Genomic DNA, 16,534 nt, shown 5'->3' with positions numbered 1-16,534 from the left:
ATCTATTTTTTAAAAAAGTTTTTTTAATTTAATATCTAATTCCTCTAAATTAGATACTATGTTGTTTTTATTTAATTCATCTATTTTTGGTCTTTGAATCATTACCACACCAACATCTTTTTCATTTGCTGCTTGGATTTTTTCAATAACTCCTCCAATGTCACCGCTTTCTTTGGTAATCATCACGCTTGCATCATATTTCTCCATTAACTCAATATTTTCTTCAATACTTGCAGCACCATTCATTGGAATAATATGGGACGGATCAACACCTAATTTTTCACATTTCACAATTGAACTTTCTACTTTTAAAATTCTTGGATAGAATCTATCTGCTGAAACATATTTCATGATGTCTTCCATAGTGTTAGCTCCTGCAAAATGCAACACATTACCTTCCTTAAATTCCTTTTTAATTAATTTCCCCGCATCGTCAAAGGAATTAACATAATGGACGTATGATGTGTCTATATTTTCAAGGTTGGTGGTAGGTCTCTCAAAGCGAATATATGTTAGGTTCAACTCATTAGAAATACTTACGCTAGTTTTGGTAATGTGTTCTGCAAATGGATGTGTTGCATCAATTAATATTTCAAAACTTTGTTTTTTAATAAGATCAGTTATTTCATCCTTAAGAAGAGGGCGGGATATGACTTCGTCACTACCTGCTTTTTTAGCTAATTTTCCACCATATTCAGTAGTTGTGGTTGTTAAAATATATGCATCATATTTTTCTTTAATGTGTTGGATAATATTGGTAGAGTCTTTGGTTCCGCCGAGTAATAATATTTTCATTTTATCACACTATTCATTACTTTTTTAGTAATAATGATTGTTGATGCTACAATCATAATCATTATCCAATCAGTTAAATTAATTGATGATGTTCTGAATATAATTTGCAATTGAGGTATGTATATGATCAATAATTGGAGTATGAATGAAGTAATAATTGCTACATACAAATAAATGCTTCTTTTTTCGGAGTTTGCTTTTCCGTTATATGCATTAAATAGCTGATACATCACGAATAATGTAAATGCAACTGTCATCGCTTTACTTTCAGTCGAATTAATGCTTAACTGGTAAGCAAATACGCAGATAGTTCCAATTGCCATTACTATGCCTGAGATTAGAATTTCAGTCAATGTCTTTCGGGTTAGGATATCTCCGGTTTCAGGCGGACGTTCCATTAAATCTCTTTCGGCTCCTTCAATTCCTAATGTTTGAGCTGGAGGTCCGTCCATAACAATATTTAACCATAATAATTGAACGGGGTTAAATGGCAGGGGTAAACTTAAAAGTGATGTTCCAACAATTGTTAGTATTGCTCCAACATTTGTTGATACTTGGAATTTAACAAATCTTTTAATATTGTCATAAATTTTACGGCCTTCTTTAATTGCCTTTACAATTGTGGAAAAATCATCATTTTGCAAAATCATATCTGATGATTCTTTTGCAACATCGGTTCCATCACCCATTGCCACTCCAATAGATGCTTTTTTAAGTGCAGGTGCATCGTTTACACCATCCCCGGTCATTGCAACAACATTGCCAGTTTGTTTTAGCGCTTCAACAATTTTCATTTTTTGCGCCGGTTTCACTCTTGCATATACTTGAATATCCTCTGCAATAGCTAAGTATTCTTCTGTTGTAAGTTTACTTAGCTCTTCACAGGTTATTGACTTTCCATCAGTCAATATTCCCAAATCTCTTGCGATTGCACATGCTGTTTTTTCATAATCTCCTGTTATCATTTTAACAGTAATTCCAGCCTTTTTACAATCGCTCACTGCTTGTTTAACATCACTTTTTGGGGGATCAATTAGTCCAAGCAATCCTGTAAATGTTAAATTTGTTTCTATTTTTTCATCATCATTTATTTTGTATGCAAAACCAATTACTCTTAATGCCTTATCACTCATTTCATTAACTTTTTTCAATATGTTTTCCTTACTTTCAGCATCAAGAATTTCAATATTTCCATCATTATCTATGTATTTGCATTTGTCTAAAATTATTTCTGGTGCACCCTTTGTTAAAATAATCTTGTTTTCACTATCCAATCTATGTATCGTTGTCATCATTTTACGATTACTGTCAAGTGGGATTTCATCAAGTCTTTCCAGGTCTACTTCACAGTCTTGACAGTATTTCATAATCGCACCGTCTGTCTGATTACCTATGGCCTCTCCTTTATTGATACTGGCATTATTGCATAGTTTTCCAATTTTCAATGTTTTATCTTCATTAGTGTAATAGGAATCAACAACGGTCATTTTGTTTTCAGTTAAAGTGCCTGTTTTGTCACTGCAAATGATGGTACATGAACCTAGAGTTTCAACTGATAATAATTTTCTGACAATTGCATCGGATTTTGCCATTTGAGACATTCCTAAAGCAAGGGTCAATGTTAAAACTGCCGGAAGACCTTCGGGAATTGCAGCGACGGCAAGGGAAACTGCAGTCATAAATGTCTCAACAATAGGAATTCCTTTAAATGACTCTAGAATAAAAATGGCAATACAAACAATGATTGCAATTACGGATAGTGTTTTTCCTAATTTCCTTACTTTAATCTTAAGTGGGGTCTCTTCATCGTCTTCCTGAATGATCTTTGCAATTTCACCTATTTGCGTGTTCATCCCAATTGATTTAACGACTCCTAGACAGTTTCCAGATAAAATATTGGTATCCATAAATAATTCATCACCAACTTCTTTAGAAACTGCTGCGGATTCTCCGGTTAACGTGGATTCATCACATGTCATATCATTAGCTTCAATTATGATTAAATCTGCAGGTACTTTGTCCCCTTCATCAAGAACAACAATATCTCCAATGGTTATATTTTCGGAATTAATTTCTTCAATAATATTATTTCTCTTAACCGCTGCCTTTTTAACAATTAAACTTTTAAGACTTTCCATTGCTTTTTGGGATCGATATTCTTGAATAAATCCCATAACAACATTTAACAATACTGCAAGAACAATGACTCCTGCATCTATAACGTCTCCAATCACATAAGCTGCAGCTGCCGCAATTAAAAGAAGCCCTATTAAAATATCTACAAATTGTTCTAAAAATAATATAACTAAATGGGTTGGTTTTTTATCTTCAATTTTATTTAAACCATACTTATTCTGTCTTTCAATGACTTCTTCATTAGTCAATCCATTTTTTGAAGTGTTAAATTTTGATAAGGGGTTTTCCATTTCATCACCTTAAAGTATAAAAGCTAGCTCTCTTGTAATTTTTTAATTTCATTTTAATTTTACCAGTATTTAAATCTTCGTTAGTTAAAGGCTTAATGATTAATTGTGCGTTGATTTTTAAAGCCAGGTTCACTAAATGTGGTTGAAGTTCGCTTGGGGGTCTGATTGAGTAAATAACCTCTACACCTTTATATAAATCTAGATTCGGATTTGCAATATCGTCTCTTATAATACTTTTATCCTTGGGGTGGATATCTGTTTTTATTAGAGTTATGTTCTCGTTCATAGCTAATTTGTTTGCAATTTTATCGAATCTGCCAACAGCAACTTCTGCAATTTTAATATTGTTGTCTCCAACTTCGTTTAGAATATACTCTTCAAAATCATTCCACATTTTATATCCTCAGTTTTATATTCGTAATACAAACTATTAAATATCTTGTATTTTATATTTTTATTCTGTATGATTATAAGGAAATTTAATCCAAATGATTTAAAGAGAGTTTTTGAAATAGAAAACATGTCTTTTGACCAATCTTATGGTATAAACATGTTTCAACAGTTACATGAAATGGGTGTTGGATTTTTGGTAGCTGAACATGAGGGTTATGTAATTGGATATGTGATTTTTTGGATTAAATATGAAAAGCAAGGCCATATTATTTCCATTGCTGTTGATAAAAATCATCGTCGCCTAAAAGCAGGAACTCAACTTCTTGTAAAAGCCATTTCTATACTTTCACTTCTAAATCTAGACACGATTTATTTGGAAGTAAATGAAAATAACACCGGTGCAGTTGAATTTTATAAAACATTTAACTTTAAAGTTGAAAGGGTGGTTCCGGGGTATTACGATAATGGTGACGGAGCTATTGTAATGTACTTGCCTTTAAATTGATGTAAAATTTCCTGCAAGTAATTGTTTATATTGGGTTAGTATGTCAGATGGAATTTGTCTGGTTGCAATCAATATGATGATTACCAGTAAATAGAATAGGAATATTGATAATTGAATATGTCCATGTTTTTTAGCTACAGGATCTTTTCTTGTAGATAAATAAATTGCAATAATTAAACCTAGGAGTCCTCCAAGAATAGAGAAGATATATCCAAAAATTATTAACCATTTGCTTGTTTTTGGTTTCCTATAATTTTGAGCATTATCTGAAATTTCTTTTTTAATAACAATTGGATTCAAATTGCTATCGGGGTCACCTGGAAATTTTTGTTTAAAAACTAATGGAGTTCCACATTTAACACAATAATCTGCTTCTTCAGGATTATTATATCCACATAATGGGCATCTGTCTGCATCAGATTCAATTTTTGGAAATTCATGACCGCATTTTATACAAAAACCATACATATCATCTGTTGCCGTACCACACTGTGGGCATCTTCTTATCATATTATCACTTATTTTAATAATTACAAATGATTATTATATAAATGTTTGTAATGCCGGATAAATATATTAAACTTGTAAGAGATAGAATAATTGATGATTAAAAAAATTGAAGTCACCCAAAGATTTAACTTTAAAAGACTGAACCGCCATTATGAATGTTTTACATTGGATTTTGTTAATAAAAATGCTTATTATAAAATCTCAGAGCGAGGAAATGGGGATAAATTTTTAAATGAAAATCCACTTTGCGATGATTCATGGAGGGATATACTTGTTGATTTAAGGCGTAAAATGACTAGTGAAATCTATCATTTAATTGATAGGCAGATTGATGATTTTTTAGGTGATTTTCATAATTTAAAATTATTTGATGGATTTAAATCTGAAGATTTTTCTTATTTTGAAAAAATAGAGTTGATCTATTCATGTAATGTGATTATTTATTCAACTGACAGTTATGAGGAGTATAGCTTTAAAAATAATTTTCCGGATAACTGGGTTAAATTTGGTGAGATTTTAAATGATTTATTTGATTTTGATGTTTTGCATTTGAATTATCAAAAGCAATTGGCAACTCCACTTTATTTTGACATTAAAGGCGATGGAGTTTATCTGGAGGATAAATTGCCAATTAAAGCAATTGAATTTGGACATTACAAAACTTATCCATATGAACTTCCAAACCCAAGATTAATAGTTAATTTTAGAAATAATTCAATCGAGGGATATATTGAAAAAGAGATGGATTCAGCCGATAAGGAGTTAATTTATAGTCTCCTAGAAAAATATCATGTTTATTCATGGATTTTCGATGAATACCATATTAAATCAAATACACGCAATCCTGATGACTTAGAAGGTTATGATTGGTATTTGGAAATTGTTTTTGAGGATAACATTATCTGGCATATATTTGGATATAATGATTATCCGGATACTTATGTTCATCTAGCTCGTGAAGTGAGGGATATTTCTGGAATGGATCTGCTTGAAATCGATACTATTTCAGACAAGGATTTAGAATTATTTGAAAAATTTGGAAAAATGAAATTAACTGATTAACTCAATGTATTCATTGAGCAAATCAAATAACTCTTCTTTTGTATTTATTTTAAATATTTTAGGTTTTATCTCAGAGTTTCTCCATTGATTTTTAAGATAATATGCATTATGGGTTCTCATTTTATGCATGGCTACTTTTTCAGGCATAATTTCACTAATCAACTCAGCATGTTTTCTTATCATGTCAAGCTTTTCATCAATTGTGATGTTTTCAGGTTCAATTCCTTTGTCTAAATACTCAATGCATTGGCGAATAAGCCAGGGATTGCCTAATGCTCCTCTTCCAACCATTATTGCATCACAACCAGTTTCATCTATCATTTTTTGAGCATCATAACATGTTCTGATATCTCCATTACCAATAACTGGAATTGACAATGCTTCTTTCACCTGTTTTATAATGGACCAATTGGCATTTTCACTATATCTTTGCTGACGGGTTCTTGGATGGACCGTAATTGCTGATGCTCCTGCATCTTCAATAATCCCAGCTACTTCAAGGGCATTAATGGAGCTATTGTCCCATCCACTTCTGATTTTACAAGTGACTGGAACATCAATGCTTTTAACTACTGCTTCAACAATTTCACCTATTTTCTGAGGATTTTTTAAAAGTGCACTTCCTGCCTGTGAACGTATGGCTACTTTAGGAACTGGACAGCCCATATTAATGTCAATAATGTCTGGGTTCATATTCTCACAGATATATTTAGATGCAATTTCAAATGATTCTACTTCAGCACCAAATATCTGCTGTGCAATTGGTCTTTCGAATTTGGTCATGTATAACATTTCTTTGGTTCTTGTGTTTTCATACACTATTGCCTTATCAGACACCATTTCTGTTGATATCAGTCCGCAGCCCATTGATTTAGCTATTCTTCTAAATGCTGAATCACATATTCCTGCCATAGGTGCTAGAACAACTTGGTTGTCGATTTTAACATTTCCAATTTTCCATTTCATAAAATTCACATTAATTTATGCATTTTTGATAGTTTTTTCATTACTTATTTATATTTGTATTTATATAATTATAACTATTATATTAATTTAATTTTTAGGGATAACATGGCTAAAGTATCATCAAAAGAATTATATGAATTTAAAAAAACCTTAAAAGAATTAGCAAATAAAAGAGGTAGAGGTACAGAGCTTGTTTCCGTTTATATTCCACCAACTAAACAATTAAGTGATGTTGGTAAGCACATGAGAGACGAAATGGGTCAGAGTGCTAACATTAAAAGTAAACAAACAAGAAAAAATGTACAGTCTGCGATTGCAGTAATTTTAGAGAGTATTAAATTATATAAACAACCGCCGGAAAATGGTTTGGTTTTATTTGTGGGTATGATTCCCAAAGGAGGTCCGGGTACTGAAAAAATGGAAAAATATGTTTTGGAACCGCTGGAACCAATCACAACTTACTGGTATAAATGTAATAATGAATTTTTCTTAGAACCATTGGAGTACATGATTGAAGAGCATGATGTTTATGGTGTGGCGGTTATTGATAGAAATGAAGCTACTTATGGTACTTTAAAAGGTAAAAAGGAAAATATTCTTGGTCATTTAACTAGTGGTGTTCCTGGAAAACACAAAGCCGGAGGACAATCTCAAAGGAGATTTGACCGTGTAATTGAAGATCTTGCTCATCAATTCTTAAAACGTATTGGTGAACATATGAATGAATCATATTTACCACTTAAAGACGATTTGAAAGGAATTATTATTGGCGGGCCGGGATTTACTAAAAAAGATTTCTATGATGGGGATTATCTTCAATATGAACTTAAAAATAAAGTTATAAGTATAGTTGATACTTCTTACACTGGTGAAGAAGGTATTCGCGAGGTCATTGCCAAGTCTGCTGATGATTTGGAAAACCTTGATGTAATGCATGAAAAGAAACTTGTTCAAAGGTTTATTAAGGAATTGATCAAAGAAAAAGGACTTGCTTCTTATGGGGAAAAGGAAGTTAGAAATAACTTAATCATGGGGGCTGTGGATGTTTTACTTTTATCTGAAGATTTAAATAGTATGCGTAAAAAATTTACTTGTTCTGGTTGCGGATATGAGAAGGACATTACTGTTAAAACACAAGCTGAAGCAGATAATCTTAAAGAAAAATGCCCTAATTGTAATGAAACTTTAAAAGAAGTTTCTTCAATTGATTTAGCTGATGAATTTGTTGAAAGGGCTGAAGAAGTAAATACTGATGTAGAATTTATTTCCACTGAAACTGAAGAGGGTATGCAACTTTTAAGAGCATTTGGTGGAATTGCAGCAGTGCTTAGATATTACGTTGAATATTAGTCATTTTATATGGCTCTATTTTTTTATTTTTATTTTAAGTTTGGTTTTTCCACCACCATTTCTTTGCTGGAAGGTACTTTCCGACTTGTTTATAATTTGATTATTTTTATTGTTGATTGTAGATTAATATGGTAAAAGACATGTTTAAGTTACTAATTTCTTTTATATATTTTTATTCATTGTTTAATAATTGTATTAATTTATTCGAATAATCTTATATAAATTATGGTAAAAATGAATAATATTTAAATATGAGAAGGTGTATATAATTAACTATATTGTTAAATTTTAATGATATTTAAAAATTAATTTAAATTTTATTTGGAGGAATATTTTTGTCATATGTAGATGAAGTAATTGAAAATATAATAGCACAAAACCCTTCAGAACCTGAATTCCATCAGGCTGTACGTGAAGTAATGGAATCTCTAAGGGTTGTAATTGAAGAAAATGAAGAAGAATACAGAAAAAATGCGCTCCTTGAAAGATTAACTAACCCTGAAAGACAATTTAAATTTCGTGTCCCATGGGTTGATGATGAAGGGCAAGTAAATGTAAATACAGGATACCGTGTACAATTCAACTCAGCTATTGGACCTTACAAAGGAGGATTACGTTTCCATCCTTCTGTAAATATAGGTATTATTAAATTCTTAGGATTTGAACAAATCTTCAAAAACTCTTTAACCGGACTTCCAATTGGCGGGGGTAAAGGAGGGTCTGACTTCAATCCCAAAGGAAAATCCGATAGGGAAATCATGGCATTTTGTCAAAGTTTCATGACTGAATTATGCAAATATATTGGTGCAGACACTGATGTTCCAGCAGGGGATATTGGAGTAGGTGGTCGAGAAATTGGTTTCTTGTTTGGACAATACAAAAGAATTAAAGGTTTATACGAAGGAGTATTAACTGGTAAAGGATTGACTTTCGGAGGATCTCTTGCAAGAACTGAAGCGACTGGATATGGGTTATTATACTTTACTAATGCAATGTTAAAAGCCAATGATATCGATATTAAAGATAAAATTATTGCAGTATCCGGTGCAGGTAATGTGGCAATCTATGCTATTCAAAAAGCACAACAATTAGGTGGTAAACCTGTAACTTGTTCTGATTCTACTGGTTGGATCTACGATCCGGAAGGAATTGATGTAGCATTGCTTAAGGAAATAAAAGAAGTAAAACGTGAAAGATTAACAGCTTATGCTGAAGCAAGGGAAAGTGCAGAATACCATGAAGGTAAAGATGTTTGGACTATTGATTGTGACATTGCCCTTCCATGTGCAACTCAAAATGAATTACAATTAGAAGATGCAAAAGCATTAGTTGCAAACGGTGTTTTGGCTGTTGCAGAAGGAGCGAACATGCCAACTACTATTGAAGCAACTGAATACTTGCAAGAAAACGATGTTTTATTTGCACCGGGCAAAGCTTCCAATGCAGGTGGAGTAGCTACTTCAGCACTTGAAATGTCTCAAAACTCACAAAGATTATCTTGGACCTTTGAAGAAGTGGATGCTAAACTTCAAGGCATCATGGAAGATATCTTTGCAAATGTTGCTGCAGCTGCTACTGAATATGGAATGGATAAAAATTACGTGGCAGGAGCAAATATTGCAGGATTTAAAAAAGTAGTTGAAGCAATGAATGCACAAGGAATTGTATGATATTGCTTTAATTTTACACTAGAAGATATGAATAATAACATCATGTTATTAAAATAATCATGATGTTAATGAAGATGATTTTTTCATCAATTGATGTTAAAATTCTCTTCATTTCTTCTATAATAAAAGTATAATGTTGTATTAAAATTTTATCTTGATTTGAAGTGAAAAATACTTTTTACATTAACTTCATTTCATATATTAAAATACAATCTTTATTTGATTTATTTTTCTTTATTGATGTTAAAACAAATTAATAATATTTATTTTAAAAATATCTTTCGAAATTGTTAATTAATTTTTATTATAATGATTAATTATAATAAATAATTTATTTTGCGAATTTGGAGTCTATTTTCTTTGTGTAATTTATATATTACTTATTTTAAATAAAAATAGATTATTATTAAATCTTTATTTATCTGAGGACTGTATAATTTTGATTTACAAATTTTAAACAGTATATCAAAATATTTTTTTTTTTTTAAATTATTTTCATTAAATTTATATATATTAAAAAATAATAATCAATTGACTTAATGTTAATTTTATAGAATTAATATTTAAGTCGAAAAATAATGAGGTTAAATTAAATGTTTAAATTTGATAAAGAACAAGAAGTTTTTGACTTTGCCGGAGTCAAAATGGGTGGACAACCTGGGGAATATCCTACTGTTTTAGCAGGAACCATTTTCTATGGTGGACACAACATTATTAATGATGAATTGATTGGTGATTTCGATAAAGCTAGAGCTGAACAATTAGTTAATGAAATGGCATCTATTTCAGATGTAACCGGTAATCCATATATTGTACAAGTTTTCGGACAAACTGTCGAAGCACTTCCAAAATATATTGAATACATTGGTGAAATTTGTGACGCTCCTTTCCTTATAGATTCTACCTCTGGTGATGCTAGAGTTGCTGGTGCACAGTACGCTGATGAAGTAGGCTTAACCGAACGTGCAATCTATAACTCAATTAACATGGCAGCAGATAAATCTGAATTAGATGCACTTGCCGAAACAAACATTTCCGCTTCCATCATATTAGGATTCAACCCAATGAATGCAACCGTTGAAGGTAAAATGAATATGTGGGAAAACGGAGATGATGGTGCTTATGAAAAAGGTTTACTTGAAGTAGCTGCTGATTGTGGTATTGATAAATTTATGATGGATACTGCTGTGACTCCTTTAGGTCAGGGAGCAGGTATTGCTGCTAGAACTTCTTTTGCTGAAAAAGCAAAATGGGGTTATCCTGTTGGATCTGGTATTCACAACGTTCCATCTGCATGGGATTGGTTAAGAGACTATAAAAAAGAAGGAAATAAAACTGCATTTACTGTTTGTGATATTGGTGCAAACATTGTTCAAGTTATGTGTGCAGGAGACTTTGTTCTCTTTGGACCTATTGAAAATGCTAAAATCGCATTCCCTGCAGTTGCTCAAACAGACATGTTCATTTCAGAGGCTTCAAAACCTTTAGGAACTGAGCCTGTTGAAAATCACCCTATGAATAAATTATTATAATCTTGTTAATAACATTTTCAAACCTCAATATCGATTTGTTCTAAGTATCATTTTTCAATGATATTTGCAAATCTAAACATTAATCCAAAAATACCGAATTAGCACTGGACATCCTAAACACGTCCGGTGCTTTAATTAATAATAAACTATTAACCTTGCAGAAACCTTCGTCTTAAAATACTTGGAGTGTTATGTAAATATCATGCCTCTTCTAGTTTGATTCATTTGTTTTGTAGTTTTGTGCTTCCATTATAGTTTTTTTCGTTGAATTTTCTTTTTATTAGAATTATTACTCTTTTGTATTATTTTTCGTGCATATAAGTCCTTTCAGAAGATTGTTAGATTATTTAGTCTATAATGTCCTGTTTTTGCACCTTGGACATATCGATGTACCTGTTTAGCCATTTATATATTTTCTTATGGGTTCTGAATTATATGCTCTGTCTGCAAGTGCAAGTGAAAAAGAAAATTAATAAAAAGCATTTTTCCTATTGTTTTTTAATTTTTTAATGTTTCATATTAAACAGTTTCATTAGAAACGTTTATAATGTTTTAAGATAAATTATAATTATGAATGAAGAAATTTTTGATAATGTTCCATTTATAGCATTGATTCATAATATCTCTAAAAATCAATTAAAATACTTAAATTCAAAATTAGGTGATTTAGGTATAGATCATGACATTCGATTCATACTGTTTATTCATGATAATCCTGATTGTTCACAAGACGATTTAGCTAGTTTATTGGCTCAAAGTAAGGGAAATATTGCTAAAGTTTTAAAAAAACTTGAAGATAAAGGGTATATTGAACGTGAAATTAATCCTGAAAATCGTCGAAAATATATGTTAAAAACCACATCTAAAGCTAATGAAATAGTTCCTAAAGTAAGACAAATATCAAAAGATTGGGAAATGAAAGTAGGATTAACTGAAGCCGATGAAAATTTAAAAAGAAGAATTAAAGAAATTTCAATTAATTCTATGAATATTATTGGGAAGTAATTAATATGGAAATAAAATTTGAAACAATTGTAATGTTTATATCTTTCATTACATCTTTTTTTGCAATATTTTTATCAAATGGGATAATAATTGGTGTTCCTGCAATTGCACAGGATTTTGTAATGAATAATGTAGTTCAAAATTGGATTCCAACAATATTTTTCCTAGTTGTTGCGGTGTTCACCGTTCCGGCAGGTCAAATTTCAGGAAAATTCGGAGTTAAAAAATCACTTTTAGCAGGTATTATTGTATATTTGATAGGATCTATTGGAGGATGTCTTTCTTTTTCAACAGAATCCTTTTTATTATTTAAAATTGTTCAAGGGATTGGTGTATCATTTTTAAATGTTTCATCAATGGCTATGGTAGTTCAAGCAGTTAAACCACAAAATCGTGGTAAAGCTTTAGGTGTTACTGTAACTGGTGTTTATCTTGCAACCTCACTATCGCCGGTAATCGGAGGATTTTTAGTTCACAATCTAGGTTGGAGATCGCTATTTTATTTTGTAATTCCATTTTTAGTTTTATGTATGATACTGATGGCGGTAAAAATCCCACAAGAATGGAAAACCTATGAAAACCAACCTATTGATAAATTAGGTTCTATTTTATGGGGAATAGGTATTTTAACATTCATTTATGGATTCACCTCTTTAGTAAATACTCGAGGTGTTATTTTAACCATAGTAGGTATAATAATTTTATGCATATTCGGTGTTTATGAGTTAAAACAAAGTTTCCCTGTATTTAATTTGAATTTATTTAAAAATAATAAGTTCACATCATCAAATATTGCGGCATTATGTAGTTATTTCGCCATAATGGTTGTAACAACTATTTTAAATTACCATTTTCAGTATGTGCGGGGTTGGGATGCCCAAATGTCTGGTTTAATATTAGTTATTACGCCAATTATAATGGCAGTAATGGCTCCGAATACTGGTAAGTTATCTGATAGAATTCATCCACAGAAATTAGCAGCAGTTGGAATTGGAATTGCAGCAGTATCATTAGGAATATTAATATTTCTCAATGAAGGCACTCCATTATTCGTCGTTGTTTTAGCCATGATTTTACAAGGTATTGGAATGGGTTTATTCTCAAGTCCTAATATGAATGCGATTATGAGTTCTGTTCCACCAAAATATGCTCCAACAGCATCTGCTTCACAAGCAACAATGAGGACAATTGGTCAGACAATGAGTTTGGGTCTTTTAACATTGGTATTTGCTTGGGTTATGGGCAATTTAAAATTATCCCATGAATATGCAACTATGATTGTTCAGGCATCTCAAACAATTTGTTTGATTTGTTTTATTGCATGTATAATTGCGGTTTTCGCTTCTCTTGTTGGAGTACATTCAAAAGATGAATTTAACACAAATAGGAATCATTAATTTGATTCCTTTAAAATTCTAGTTGCTTAGCAATATAAATTTTACAAACCGTATTTGGAGATTCAAGATTAGCATCCTTAAATGATATTATATGGATTCAGCATGCTTTTTCAGCTATTGTTAAATTCATTATAATTGAGATGATTATTCATTCACAAATTTTTCTAAAGCTTCACCTTTAAAATGGAATAACTCCCAATCTTTCATTTCAGCTCCAATTGACAAGTAAAAATCAATACTTGGTTTATTCCAAGAAAGACAAGTCCATTCAAAGCGTCCATAACCTCTATTAAGTACTATTTTTCCAAGTTCTTTTAGAAGTGCTTTCCCGTAACCTTTGTTTCTGTGTTCAGGTTCAATAAATAGGTCTTCAAGATGCATATTTACATTTCCAGTATATGTTGAAAAACTTAAGAAGTATAGTGCAAAACCTATTGGTTCGCCATCTAGAAGAGCAAATATTACTTCCGCCTGATTTTCATCAAAGACCCATTTTTCAATGTCTTGGGATGTTGCAATAACTTCATCTGATCTTTTTTCATAATCAGCAAGTTTTTTAATGTATTCTAAAATTAAACCTGATTCTTGTCTTTCAGCTATCTTCAAAGTTAATTTTTCCATATTATTAATATAATAATTTCTCATTATATTAATTTTGACAGGTATTTAAAATATTTAATTATAATGAATATCTAAATAATTAGTAGGTGTTAAATATGGTTAATTATGATTCAGTCGAAAGTGCAAGAGAATTTTTCTATCAAGACAAATTTGCAGTAAATACTGAAATAAGATTAGATGATTTAACTGAAGATGAAGCATTTTGTAGTTTGGAATTAAGTGATGAACATAGAAATGCTTATGGTGGAGTAATGGGTGGAGTAATATTTACATTGGCCGATTTCGCTTTTGCAATTCTCTCAAATCAAATACACCAATTAACAGTTGCTCAACAAGTAAGTATTAATTATTTATCTGCTCCAAAAGGGGATAAACTCTTTGCCAAGGCAACTTGCCGTAAAAGTGGCCGAACATCATCAATTATAATTGTTAACATATCTGATGATTTGGGCAGGGACGTTGCACAGTTTGTCGGAACTGGTTTTAAGTTATAAACTAGATTTAATTTTTATTTTTCAAAACCAAATAGGATATTAATTTTTTTCATGCGTTCAAGCAGTTTAAAAAACGCATCGTGTTTTTCAATGCCGCCACTATCTGGATTAATTTCAAATGCTTTTTTAAAAGATTGTATTGCATCTCCAATTCTACCAATTCTAATAAATAATTCACCTTGCGCAAACCAAATTTCATCATAATTTTGATTTAAATCTATTGCTTTTTTAAAATAACTCGCAGAAATTTCAAAATCATTCATTTGCCAATGTTTAAGAGCTTTATACATAAAATCATGTGGTGTTATATTAACATTATTTTTCTTTTTGAGAAGTTGTGATTTTAAATTTGCAGCATTTTCATTTTTCGGATCAATTTTAAAGACAATATTATAAACATTTTCAGCCAGTTTAAACTCTTCTAATTCAACTAAATTCCTCCCTTTGAAAAGCAATGCTGAAATATTATGGGGTTGTTGTTTAATGATTTTATCAATACATATAATCGCTTTTTGATTTTGATTAGTCTTTTCTAAGTAATGGGCTTTTTGAAATAATCCTACAATATTGGTTGAATTTATCTTTAATAATGCGTCAACAGCTTCATTTAACTCCAGAGTTCTTTTAAGAGAAATTAATGCATTGGTTTTAAGCATTAAAATAGTTTCATCTTGGGTATGTTTCAATTGTTTATTACATTCTTCTAAAAGAATTTCATTATAATTCTTTGATTTTTCATTATCTCCAAGAATACTATAGATTTGAGCTAAATTATTTAAAACGCAAACATTGTCAGGTTCCAGTGCAAGACATTCTAGATATGTATTTTTAGATTCACCATATCTCTCATTTTGCAATTCCTTTTCAGCTTTTTTAAGTATTTTTTCAAATGAATTTTTTTTAAACATTCAATCTCTCCTTAAATAAGTCGTAATATTAATTAGTGCGAGGATGTTGTAGGGATTAATATGTAACAGTTCATTTGTTGTTTCAAGAGATTTATAGGATTTGTTTAGGTAATTTAAGGAGTTAATTTTGAATTGAAGCATTGCTTCGTTTTTTGGAAACTTGTCGCAAAGATTAATAATATTTTTGTGATATTTTCTAGACTTTTCATTTTGATTTGTAATGCTGTAGAGTTTAGCTATTTCGCTCATACGAGTAATGTCATTAATAATAATATTGCTTTTAATTTGCATATTTTCCACCAATTTAATTTGTAATTACTTAATATTATTTTAATTATTTTTAAATGTATCTATTATGTAATTTGAATAATATTGATTTGTTATTATTATTTTTAAGCTTAAATAAACATTATTTTTATCATGTAGTTGTCAAGAATATTGTTAATATGTAATTTGTTTTATTTTCTGGTGAAAACCGTTGTTGCGTATTTTGCTGAAGTTTGCCTATTTTGAATTTAGATTAAAATTCTTTTTTTTTAAAATTTGCAATATAATCTGATTAAATACTTTCTAAATACTTTATTTTCATATTCTTAATAAATAATACGATTTGTATGGCTTTTTTTATAAATTTAGATTGTTTAATTCATTTTTATCTTGGATATGCATTTGGACTAACCATTTAGTTTATATGTAATGAATGCAATAACTATTAAGTGATTTATTATCAAGTCGTGAAAAATTTTGATTTCGGAGTTTGCACTGCCGTAGACTCTGAAATTTTTTATAGAATTTTGACTGTTGTGATTATCAACAGATTTATAGCTATTTTTGATGAAATTACTTTTTATTGCAGTATTATTGCTAACTTTAAAGGGTAATTGAAATAAATTATTGTTG

At 30.4% G+C, this 16,534-nt stretch carries 16 protein-coding genes; 8 read left to right on the top strand and 8 right to left on the bottom strand.

All coding sequences use genetic code 11. The features are described 5' to 3' along the window. Positions 1–9: 9 nt before the first annotated feature. From cobK to Q9969_RS05165, 3 genes are read right to left on the bottom strand one after another with little or no spacing between them, the layout of a single operon-like run. Positions 10–795 carry a precorrin-6A reductase gene (gene cobK / locus Q9969_RS05175; RefSeq protein WP_305514816.1) on the bottom strand — a complete coding sequence of 262 codons (786 nt, stop codon included), beginning with the start codon at positions 793–795 and terminating at the stop codon, positions 10–12. Then, the gene (locus Q9969_RS05170) at positions 792–3,221 is read right to left on the bottom strand and encodes a calcium-translocating P-type ATPase, PMCA-type (protein WP_305514818.1); all 2,430 of its coding nucleotides are present in this window, start codon (positions 3,219–3,221) and stop codon (positions 792–794) included. The genes cobK and Q9969_RS05170 overlap by 4 nt, the downstream gene beginning before the upstream one ends. 4 nt (positions 3,222–3,225) lie before the next feature. Next, a complete protein-coding gene (locus Q9969_RS05165; RefSeq protein WP_305514820.1) occupies positions 3,226–3,615 on the bottom strand; it encodes a UPF0146 family protein in 390 nt (129 codons plus the stop codon). A gap of 69 nt (positions 3,616–3,684) precedes the next feature. Here Q9969_RS05165 and Q9969_RS05160 point away from each other — a divergent pair, with 69 nt between their 5' ends. Next, complete coding sequence (locus tag Q9969_RS05160; protein ID WP_305514822.1) at positions 3,685–4,119, top strand: GNAT family N-acetyltransferase; 435 nt, start codon at positions 3,685–3,687, stop codon at positions 4,117–4,119. On the opposite strand, the gene Q9969_RS05155 is transcribed toward Q9969_RS05160, so the two are convergent. Further along, positions 4,111–4,629 (bottom strand): zinc ribbon domain-containing protein, encoded by a 519-nt coding sequence (locus tag Q9969_RS05155; protein ID WP_305514824.1) that lies wholly within the window; start codon positions 4,627–4,629, stop codon positions 4,111–4,113. The two genes, Q9969_RS05160 and Q9969_RS05155, sit on opposite strands and share 9 nt — an antisense overlap. A 90-nt stretch (positions 4,630–4,719) precedes the next feature. Here Q9969_RS05155 and Q9969_RS05150 point away from each other — a divergent pair, with 90 nt between their 5' ends. Next, positions 4,720–5,691, top strand: a complete 972-nt coding sequence (locus Q9969_RS05150; protein WP_305555151.1) for a hypothetical protein — start codon at positions 4,720–4,722, stop codon at positions 5,689–5,691. On the opposite strand, the gene dusB is transcribed toward Q9969_RS05150, so the two are convergent. After that, the gene (dusB, locus tag Q9969_RS05145) at positions 5,680–6,657 is read right to left on the bottom strand and encodes a tRNA dihydrouridine synthase DusB (RefSeq protein WP_305514828.1); all 978 of its coding nucleotides are present in this window, start codon (positions 6,655–6,657) and stop codon (positions 5,680–5,682) included. The two genes, Q9969_RS05150 and dusB, sit on opposite strands and share 12 nt — an antisense overlap. A gap of 105 nt (positions 6,658–6,762) precedes the next feature. On the opposite strand from dusB, the gene prf1 reads away from it, so the two are divergent. The 5 genes from prf1 to Q9969_RS05120 all read left to right on the top strand — a co-directional run bounded on the left by prf1 (position 6,763) and on the right by Q9969_RS05120 (position 13,611). Then, a complete protein-coding gene (gene prf1, locus Q9969_RS05140) occupies positions 6,763–8,007 on the top strand; it encodes a peptide chain release factor aRF-1 (protein ID WP_305555148.1) in 1,245 nt (414 codons plus the stop codon). A gap of 335 nt (positions 8,008–8,342) precedes the next feature. After that, on the top strand, positions 8,343–9,677 hold the full coding sequence (gene gdhA / locus Q9969_RS05135; protein WP_305514832.1) for an NADP-specific glutamate dehydrogenase: 1,335 nt from the start codon (positions 8,343–8,345) through the stop codon (positions 9,675–9,677). A 593-nt stretch (positions 9,678–10,270) separates the two neighbouring features. Next, a complete protein-coding gene (gene mtrH, locus Q9969_RS05130; protein WP_305514834.1) occupies positions 10,271–11,209 on the top strand; it encodes a tetrahydromethanopterin S-methyltransferase subunit H in 939 nt (312 codons plus the stop codon). A 570-nt stretch (positions 11,210–11,779) separates the two neighbouring features. Continuing rightward, a complete protein-coding gene (locus Q9969_RS05125; RefSeq protein WP_305514836.1) occupies positions 11,780–12,214 on the top strand; it encodes a MarR family transcriptional regulator in 435 nt (144 codons plus the stop codon). A gap of 5 nt (positions 12,215–12,219) precedes the next feature. Continuing rightward, on the top strand, positions 12,220–13,611 hold the full coding sequence (locus Q9969_RS05120) for an MFS transporter (RefSeq protein ID WP_305555145.1): 1,392 nt from the start codon (positions 12,220–12,222) through the stop codon (positions 13,609–13,611). A gap of 144 nt (positions 13,612–13,755) precedes the next feature. Here Q9969_RS05120 and Q9969_RS05115 read toward each other — a convergent pair whose 3' ends face one another. After that, positions 13,756–14,232 (bottom strand): GNAT family N-acetyltransferase, encoded by a 477-nt coding sequence (locus tag Q9969_RS05115; RefSeq protein ID WP_305514841.1) that lies wholly within the window; start codon positions 14,230–14,232, stop codon positions 13,756–13,758. 95 nt (positions 14,233–14,327) lie between these two features. Here Q9969_RS05115 and Q9969_RS05110 point away from each other — a divergent pair, with 95 nt between their 5' ends. Then, positions 14,328–14,726 (top strand): PaaI family thioesterase, encoded by a 399-nt coding sequence (locus Q9969_RS05110; protein WP_305555142.1) that lies wholly within the window; start codon positions 14,328–14,330, stop codon positions 14,724–14,726. A 14-nt stretch (positions 14,727–14,740) separates the two neighbouring features. Here the strand turns inward: Q9969_RS05110 and Q9969_RS05105 are convergent, their stop codons facing one another. Beyond that, positions 14,741–15,634, bottom strand: coding sequence for a tetratricopeptide repeat protein (locus tag Q9969_RS05105; protein ID WP_305555139.1), 894 nt, complete (start codon positions 15,632–15,634; stop codon positions 14,741–14,743). After that, on the bottom strand, positions 15,635–15,925 hold the full coding sequence (locus tag Q9969_RS05100; protein WP_305555136.1) for a hypothetical protein: 291 nt from the start codon (positions 15,923–15,925) through the stop codon (positions 15,635–15,637). Positions 15,926–16,534 lie beyond the last annotated feature (609 nt).

The organism is Methanobrevibacter sp. V74 (assembly GCF_963082495.1).
GTDB lineage: Archaea > Methanobacteriota > Methanobacteria > Methanobacteriales > Methanobacteriaceae > Methanocatella.
The sequence above is the reverse complement of the archived record's forward strand: the minus strand, read 5'-3'. Positions and strand labels throughout refer to the sequence as shown.

Coding starts and splice junctions, on each gene's coding strand:
- Q9969_RS05110 (WP_305555142.1), top strand. CDS start 14,328: ATGGTTAATTATGATTCAGTCGAAAGTGCAAGAGAATTTTTCTATCAA.
- mtrH (WP_305514834.1), top strand. CDS start 10,271: ATGTTTAAATTTGATAAAGAACAAGAAGTTTTTGACTTTGCCGGAGTC.
- Q9969_RS05115 (WP_305514841.1), bottom strand. CDS start 14,232: ATGGAAAAATTAACTTTGAAGATAGCTGAAAGACAAGAATCAGGTTTA.
- Q9969_RS05120 (WP_305555145.1), top strand. CDS start 12,220: ATGGAAATAAAATTTGAAACAATTGTAATGTTTATATCTTTCATTACA.
- Q9969_RS05100 (WP_305555136.1), bottom strand. CDS start 15,925: ATGCAAATTAAAAGCAATATTATTATTAATGACATTACTCGTATGAGC.
- prf1 (WP_305555148.1), top strand. CDS start 6,763: ATGGCTAAAGTATCATCAAAAGAATTATATGAATTTAAAAAAACCTTA.
- Q9969_RS05170 (WP_305514818.1), bottom strand. CDS start 3,221: ATGGAAAACCCCTTATCAAAATTTAACACTTCAAAAAATGGATTGACT.
- Q9969_RS05165 (WP_305514820.1), bottom strand. CDS start 3,615: ATGTGGAATGATTTTGAAGAGTATATTCTAAACGAAGTTGGAGACAAC.
- Q9969_RS05105 (WP_305555139.1), bottom strand. CDS start 15,634: ATGTTTAAAAAAAATTCATTTGAAAAAATACTTAAAAAAGCTGAAAAG.
- Q9969_RS05125 (WP_305514836.1), top strand. CDS start 11,780: ATGAATGAAGAAATTTTTGATAATGTTCCATTTATAGCATTGATTCAT.
- dusB (WP_305514828.1), bottom strand. CDS start 6,657: ATGAAATGGAAAATTGGAAATGTTAAAATCGACAACCAAGTTGTTCTA.
- Q9969_RS05160 (WP_305514822.1), top strand. CDS start 3,685: ATGATTATAAGGAAATTTAATCCAAATGATTTAAAGAGAGTTTTTGAA.
- cobK (WP_305514816.1), bottom strand. CDS start 795: ATGAAAATATTATTACTCGGCGGAACCAAAGACTCTACCAATATTATC.
- Q9969_RS05155 (WP_305514824.1), bottom strand. CDS start 4,629: ATGATAAGAAGATGCCCACAGTGTGGTACGGCAACAGATGATATGTAT.